Here is a 5,857-nt window from a genome sequence, read left to right on the forward strand (position 1 = left end):
CTAGCACCCCTGCCCGGCGGCCGGCACCGAATCGTGGCGACGGTCGACGACGCGCCGCCGCACCCCGACCGTTCCCAGGTACAGGCGTTGCTGGACACCCGCGGTCCGCGGACCGGTTCGATCGAGGTGACCGATCTGGGCTGGAGTTCGCGGTTCCGCGTGCACCACCGCCTGGCCGACCGCTACCGCGCCGGACGCGTCTTCCTCGCCGGCGACGCCGCGCACGTCCACAGCCCGGCCGGCGGCCAGGGCATGAACACCGGCATCCAAGACGCACTGGACCTGGCCCGCCGACTGGGCGCGGTGCTACGCGACGGCGCCCCAGACAGCACCCTGGACGGCTACGAATCCGAGAGGCGCCCAGTCGCCGAGGAAATCGTGGCGTTCACCGACAAAATGACCCGCGCCGCCACCCTCGGCAGCCCCGCGCTGCGGGCCATGCGCAACACCGCGATGCGCACGTTGGACTGGCTGCCCGCGGTCCATCGTAAGATGGCGCTGACCCTGTCCGAACTCAAAACCGGCCACTGACCCCCGCGAGTTACTTGAGGCGCAACAGGTCCGGGTGGGGCTGAGAAGGCTGTGGCATCTGCTCCGCACGGAGCCGGTGGAGCTGGCCAATGGTCAGCGGAACCGAGGAATCAGCACCGTATTTCTCGCCGCGCGTCTTATGAAACTCCAGACCGTCCGGTGACATGCCCACCCCGACAGTCGCCAAGTAGACAACGTCCAATTCGTCAGCGAGCGCCAGCCAAGCGCCCGCGAAGTGCAGCACCGCCGCCTGCACGCGGACGCCGTCCACCGTCCACATCGAACGCGGCCAGCTGGACAGGTCAGCGACACGCTCGGCCAGATGCGCCTGAACAGCCTTGCGAAGAACAGCGCGATCGCACCGGGCGGTGCCGGTTCGATGACGTTCAGCAGCTGCCCGAGCGCCATGCCGGGCGCACCCCATTTCAACGGCCCCGTACCCGCCGCGAACGCTCCGCGCGGCAAGGTGCCCACCAGCGCAGCCCGGTCTCCGGCATCGGTCCGGTGACCGAACCACACCGGCGTCGTAGGCGAGTTCTCGATCGCCGCGACCCACTGCTTGTGTGGACCGGGAAAGTCCAGGTCGTGCACCGGGTCGACGGCGGGCGCGGCCTGGTCGTCTGCGTTCATCCGCTCGGCTTTCACAGCACGAGATCCTCTCGACGGGGTGTGCACGCAGTAGAGCACATGCACGCGCTGAACTCCGTTGCATCGCAAGCGAGCGCGGAGTCGCGACGAAGCTGTCATTTTGCCCCTGACTTCGAGACCCCGGAGTTCAGAACGGCATGCTCCCGTCGTCGACCGGAAGCACCGGCGGGTCCGCGATGCGGCCGCTGTCGTCGATGAGCAGGATCCGTTTGAAGGAGCGCAGGCAGAACGCGCGGTCGATGACTTCCGCTTCCGGGGCGGCTTGCGCGACCGCGCGTTCGAACTGGTGCAGTTCGCGCACGTCCCGCAGCCAGGCGAACAGCATGAGGTTGCTGCGCCCGGTCGTGGTCAGGCACGCGCGGATCACCGGCAGCACCGCGAGTTTCCGCGCGACGCCGTCGAGCACCCCGACCGGAGCGCGGGCCCACAGGATGCCGGTTTGCGGCCAGCCGGAGATCTGCTGGGAGATCTCGCAGCGGAACGTCGCGCGGCCCTCGGCGAGGAGCCGGTTCAGCCGGCGCCGGGCGGTCGCCTCGCTGACGCCGATCCGGCGCGCGAGTTCGCTCGTCGACAGGCGGCCGTTCGCGGCGAGTTCGCGGACGACGCGTCCTTCGTCCGGCTGCACGGGCGCGGTGCTCGGCGGGGTGTCCCGGCGCGGGTACGCGGCTTGGAGGGCGTCCTGCTGGGACGGCGACAGCGCCCGCAGCCGCCACTCCCCCGCGTCGCTGTACTTGCCGGTGACGATCTCGGCTCGGATCGCGACGATCCCGTCCAGCGTGGCAAGCGATTCCGACACGTAGTGCGACACCTCGGCCGGATCGCGGCCGACCACGCTCGCGACCAGCGAGCGGGCGCCCGTCGTGTGGTGGACGCTGACGATTTCGCGGTGCTGCGCGAGCCGGGCGGCGACGTCGGTGACCTGCGCGCCGGCGATCTCGATCTCCAGGTAGGCCATCACCCGGTCCGCGCTCGGGAGCCCGAAATAGCAGGTCACCCAGGCGAGCCCGGCCTCCTCCAGGCGTTCCCAGCGGCGCGCGATGGTCACCGGGTCGACGTCGAGGACGCGTCCGAGCACGCTCCAGGTCGCGCGCGGCCGGATCTGCAGGCAGTTGATGATCCGCAGGTCGAGCTCGTCGACGAGATTCTGCGTCATGAGCCTCCTTCTGACCGCGAAACCGCCGGAAACCGGCCGCGGTGACGAATATCTGGGATTCTACGGCCCTTTCGCGCTCGACTCCGACACTTGTCGCCACAGATTCCCACGTCCCCACGCGAGGAGCGGCGATGACCTCTTCGACCCCCCGTCTCGGCCGGCCGGCGACGTCCGGCGCGAAGGCGCCCGCGGGCTCGAACCTGCGGTCCGCGGTCGGTTTCCTGATCTGCGTCGAACTGGTCAGCGGCATGGTGCAAGGCTTCTACCCGCCGTTGCTGGCCGGCTTCGGCGCGGAACTGCACGTCGGAGCCGGGCCGTTGAACTGGTTCAGCAGCGTGCACCTGCTGGCTGCCGCGGTGTCGGTGCCGGTTTTCGCCGCGCTCGGCGACCGGTTCGGCCACCGGCGACTGCTGAGCGTCGCGGTGTGGAGCGTCGCCGCCGGAGCCTTGCTCGTCGTGCTCGCGCCGGTCTATCCGCTCGCGTTGCTCGGCCGGGTGCTGCAGGGTCCGCTGGCCGCGTGGATCGCGCTCGAGATCGCGCTGGTGCGGGACAAGGCGACCGGCCCGGCCGCGAACCGCGCGATCGGCTGGCTGGCCGGCGCGCTCACCGCCGGGCTCGTGCTCGGCGGGCTGGTCAGCGGCCCGCTGGAGGAACTGCTCGGCGGGGTTCGCCCGGCGCTCGCCGTCCCGGTCGTCCTGACCGCGTTGTGCGGGCTGGTCACGAAATTCCTCATCCCCGAGTCTTCGGTGCGGACCGTGCGCAAGATCGACTGGACCGGCGCGGCCGGGCTGTCCGCGGCGCTGGCGCTGGTGCTGCTCGGGCTGTCGCAAGCCGGCCGGGCAGGCTGGGGTTCGCCGGCGGCGCTGGCCACGCTCGTCGCGGGTGCGGTCGTGCTCGCCGCCTGGGTCTGGTGGGAGCGGCGGACGCCGGGACCGCTGGTGGACACGCGGATGTTCACCAGCCGGGCGATGTGGCCGGCGATGGCCGCGACGCTCCTGTTCGGCGTCTGCTTCTTCGGCAACCAGGTTCCGCTCGTCACGTTCCTCGCCGCGAAACCGGCGGCGGCCGGGTACGGGTTCGGGCTGTCCGCGCAGTCGATTTCGTTGGTAGTGGCGCTGAACTTCCTCGCCGCGGTGGCGGGTTCGGCCGGGTACGGCAGGCTCGCGACCCTCGCCGGCCCGCGCGGCGTGCTGGCGATCGGCATCGGCCTGTCCGCCGCCGGTTTCCTCAGCATGGCGTTGCTGCACGCCACGATCGGCGCGGTGCTGGGCGCGCTCGTCGCGACCGGGCTGGGCATGGGCCTGCTGCTGGGCGGCTTGCCCGCGTACATCTCCGGCGCCGCGCCGAAGGACCGGGTCGGCATCGCCTCGGGCACCTACAGCACGGTCAAAGTGCTGGGCGGATCCGTCGCGACCGCGGTCGTCGGCACCTTGCTTTCGAGCTTCCTCTCCGGCGGGGCGGGCGCTCCCGCGGAGACCGGATACACCGTCGTCTGGTCCGTCTGCGCCGGGTGCGCGGCGCTGGGCCTCCTCGTGCTCGCCGCGGCCTGGGCCCGGCGGGAAGAACCCGAACCGATCGAGAAATGAGGACGAATTCCATGAGCAACCGCGGGACCATCCGGCTGGTCGGCGTGCGGATCGTCGACGGGACCGGCGCCGAGCCGGTGAAGGACGGCGAGATCGTCGCGACGGACGGGCGACTTACTTACGTCGGCCCGCGCCGCGACCGTCCGGGCGGCCCGGCCCCGGTCCGCACTGTCGACGGCGGTGGGCGCACCGTGCTGCCCGGTTTCTTCGACACCCACGTCCACGCGACGATCGCCATCGAAGACGGACCTCGCTCGGTGATCGCCGATTCGGGCAGCTACGCGGCATACAAGACCGCGCAACGGCTGCGCGCGACGCTCGACGCGGGCATCACGACCATCCGCGATCTCGGCGGCCTCGACCACGGTACTCAGCGCGCACTCGCCGAGGGGCTCATCGAAGGCCCCCGGGCGCGGATCGCCGTGTCCGTGCTCTCGCCGACCGGCGGGCACGCGGACATGACCCTGCCCAACGGACTGCTGATGCCCGTCGTCAGCGGGCCGAGCCTGCACCTGGTGGACACCGACGACGACGTGATCACCACGGTCCGCAAACTGCTCCGTTCCGGCGCCGACGTGATCAAGGTCTGCACCACCGGCGGCGTCTCGAGCCCGACCGACCAGCCGGACGACCTCGGCGTCACCGAACACCAGATCAGGCTGATCCGCGCCGAACTGGACCGGCATTCGCGCCCGCGGCAGATCGCCGCGCACGCACAGGGAACCGCCGGAATCCTTGCGGCGATCCGCGGCGGCGTCGACAGCGTCGAGCACGGGTACGAGATCGATCAGGAAGGCATCGATCTGATGCTGGAGAAGGGAACCTGGCTCGTCCCGACGCTCAGCGCCGCCTTGCGCGTGCCGGACCCGGCGCTGGTTCCGGCTTACCTGTACGAGAAGAAGGTGCGGTGGTCGGCGAAAGCCCGCGAGAACATCGCCAAGGCGATCGCCGCCGGGGTCAAGATCGCTCTCGGCACCGACGTCGGCGTCTGCCCGCACGGCCGCAACTTGCTCGAACTGTCGCACTTGGTGGAACTCGGCATGACCCCGGCCGACGCGATCGCTGCCGGCACCGCGAACGCCGCCGAACTGCTCGGCCTCGCCGACGAGGCCGGCACCCTGGAACCGGGCAAAGCGGCCGATCTGGTGGTGGTGTCCGGGGATCCGCTGCGCGACATTTCGGTGCTGGCGGATCCCGACTCGATCGAACTCGTGGTGCAGGAGGGCAAGGTCGTCAAGGACCTGCTCCCGGCCGAGGAGCCCGGGCTCGCCCGCAGCGCGTGACCGACCGGGTCTCCTCGGGTCGGCAGCGGCGCGTTCTTGACGAATGCGCCGCTGCCGACCACGCGGAATCGTTCAGGTCGACTATTTCCGCGGAATGCCTTATACCGGTGAAGAGTTGTCCTGTGCCGTCGCATGCGACTCAAACATCGCGCGCTCGGCTTCGGTAATCGGGCGTGGCGCGCGCCGTTCCGCGTCCCACAGCACGAGCGTGGCTTCGGAACGGGCGCACACTGTCGATTCCGCAGACAAGGACTCCACGATGTCGACGCTCGATTCCCCCACCGTGCGCACGGCCAGCGAGACGGTGACCGGTCCGGCATCCGGCATCGCCTCGTGGACGAAGTCAAGGCGCTGACTGGCCACGACGCAGCGAAAAGCGGGCACCTGCAACGATTTCATCAGCCAGTCCGCTCGCGTCTCCTCGAAGAGAATGAAGCACGCAGTCACGCTGAGGCGGCCCAGGCCGTCGAAGTCGCTGACCCGCAACCCGAATTCTTTTCGCCACACGCGCCGTTCTCCTATCGCGACTCTCGGACGGCGAGGCAGCACTGTCCTTTCCGGACCGGACCGCGTCGCCGTTGACCGCCCAAGTTTGCCTCACCCGAGCTCGGGCAGCACCGCGGATGTGACGGGTTTTTCGGCTATGACAGCGCGAT

6 protein-coding genes are annotated in these 5,857 nt (G+C 70.2%); 3 read left to right on the top strand and 3 right to left on the bottom strand.

What is annotated here, in order from left to right:
- Positions 1-531, top strand: a 531-nt coding sequence (locus WA670_RS44910) for an FAD-dependent monooxygenase (RefSeq protein WP_336162284.1), incomplete at its 5' end; no start/stop codon positions are given.
- A gap of 10 nt (positions 532-541) precedes the next feature.
- On the opposite strand, the gene WA670_RS44915 is transcribed toward WA670_RS44910, so the two are convergent.
- Both WA670_RS44915 and WA670_RS44920 read right to left on the bottom strand, forming a co-directional pair.
- Positions 542-802, bottom strand: a complete 261-nt coding sequence (locus WA670_RS44915) for a hypothetical protein (RefSeq protein WP_336162286.1) — start codon at positions 800-802, stop codon at positions 542-544.
- A 504-nt stretch (positions 803-1,306) separates the two neighbouring features.
- The gene (locus WA670_RS44920) at positions 1,307-2,332 is read right to left on the bottom strand and encodes an Lrp/AsnC family transcriptional regulator (protein ID WP_336162288.1); all 1,026 of its coding nucleotides are present in this window, start codon (positions 2,330-2,332) and stop codon (positions 1,307-1,309) included.
- A 131-nt stretch (positions 2,333-2,463) separates the two neighbouring features.
- On the opposite strand from WA670_RS44920, the gene WA670_RS44925 reads away from it, so the two are divergent.
- The gene (locus WA670_RS44925; protein ID WP_037812718.1) at positions 2,464-3,918 is read left to right on the top strand and encodes an MFS transporter; all 1,455 of its coding nucleotides are present in this window, start codon (positions 2,464-2,466) and stop codon (positions 3,916-3,918) included.
- An 11-nt stretch (positions 3,919-3,929) separates the two neighbouring features.
- A complete protein-coding gene (locus WA670_RS44930) occupies positions 3,930-5,201 on the top strand; it encodes a metal-dependent hydrolase family protein (RefSeq protein ID WP_336162290.1) in 1,272 nt (423 codons plus the stop codon).
- Positions 5,202-5,300: 99 nt separating this feature from the next.
- Here the strand turns inward: WA670_RS44930 and WA670_RS44935 are convergent, their stop codons facing one another.
- Positions 5,301-5,708, bottom strand: a complete 408-nt coding sequence (locus WA670_RS44935; RefSeq protein ID WP_336162291.1) for an acyl-CoA thioesterase — start codon at positions 5,706-5,708, stop codon at positions 5,301-5,303.
- Positions 5,709-5,857 lie beyond the last annotated feature (149 nt).

Origin of the sequence: Amycolatopsis sp. VC5-11 (genome assembly GCF_037034185.1) — a bacterium.
In the GTDB taxonomy this organism is placed as follows: Bacteria; Actinomycetota; Actinomycetes; order Mycobacteriales; family Pseudonocardiaceae; genus Amycolatopsis; species Amycolatopsis nivea.